Source organism: Oleiphilus sp. HI0132, from assembly GCF_001635845.1.
Genome location: NZ_LWGJ01001794.1, coordinates 1 through 952, shown reverse-complemented (window position 1 = coordinate 952; position 952 = coordinate 1). Strand labels below are relative to the sequence as shown.

2 protein-coding genes are annotated in these 952 nt (G+C 41.4%); both read left to right on the top strand.

Features of this window, described 5'->3' with window-relative positions; all coding sequences use genetic code 11:
• Positions 1–229: Tn3 family transposase (locus A3766_RS32450; protein ID WP_156509190.1), on the top strand; the 229-nt coding region annotated here is incomplete at its 5' end.
• On the top strand, positions 154–952 hold a 799-nt coding region (locus tag A3766_RS27245), incomplete at its 3' end, for a Tn3 family transposase (RefSeq protein ID WP_197479790.1). The genes A3766_RS32450 and A3766_RS27245, both read left to right, overlap by 76 nt.

Genomic DNA, 952 nt, shown 5'->3' with positions numbered 1-952 from the left:
AGCAAAGGGCTGTAATATCGGTCTGGGCAAACTTGCTAGCATCTCAGCTGGCATTGAGGAGCATACGCTCCACAACACGGTTAACTGGTTTTTCAGTCTAGACAATATTCGAAAAGCTAATAACCGGATCGTTGATGCGATTCATAATTTGAAATTGTCGAGTGCTATCTCAAAGACCCAGAAATTCTCCACTCATCGAGTGACGGAAGAAAGGTCAATGTTGATGTAGATTGCCTGCACGCAAACCACTCCTACAAGTATTTTGGAAAAGACAAAGGCGTGACGATCTACACATTTATAGATGAAAAGCAGTCGTTATTCCACAATTCAGTATTCAGCGCTTCAGATCGAGAAGCTCCATACGTTATTGATGGCTTGCTTCAAAATGAAGTGACTGACCTTAAACAAGTTCATTCAACTGATACACATGGCTATACAGAGCAAATCTTTGCAGTTTCCCATTTCTTGGGAATAGCGTTTGCTCCAAGACTTGCCAACATCGGAAACCAACAAATATATAGCTTTTCTGCACGGAAAACGTTTTACGACAAAGGCTACCGCCTACTTCCAAGTCGGCCTATCAGTAAAAACCTAGTGCTTGAACATTGGGATGACATTTTAAGATTTGTCGCGACGATTAAGATGAAGCACGCGACTGCTTCACAACTGTTCAAAAGATTGAGTTCCTATTCAAAAGAGCACCCTTTATATAGAGCTCTTAAAGAATTTGGAAGGATCATCAAATCACAGTTCATCCTGACCTATTTTGATGATGAGGATCTGAGGCAACAAATACAAAAGCAGCTAAACAGAGTCGAACTTTCAAATAGATTCTCTCGTGCGGTATTTTTTGACAACGACCAAGCTTTTCAAGAAGGCGTCCTCGCAGACCAGGAAGTTGCGACTGCCTGCAAGCTACTTCTTCAAAATTCAATCATACTCTGGAACTACT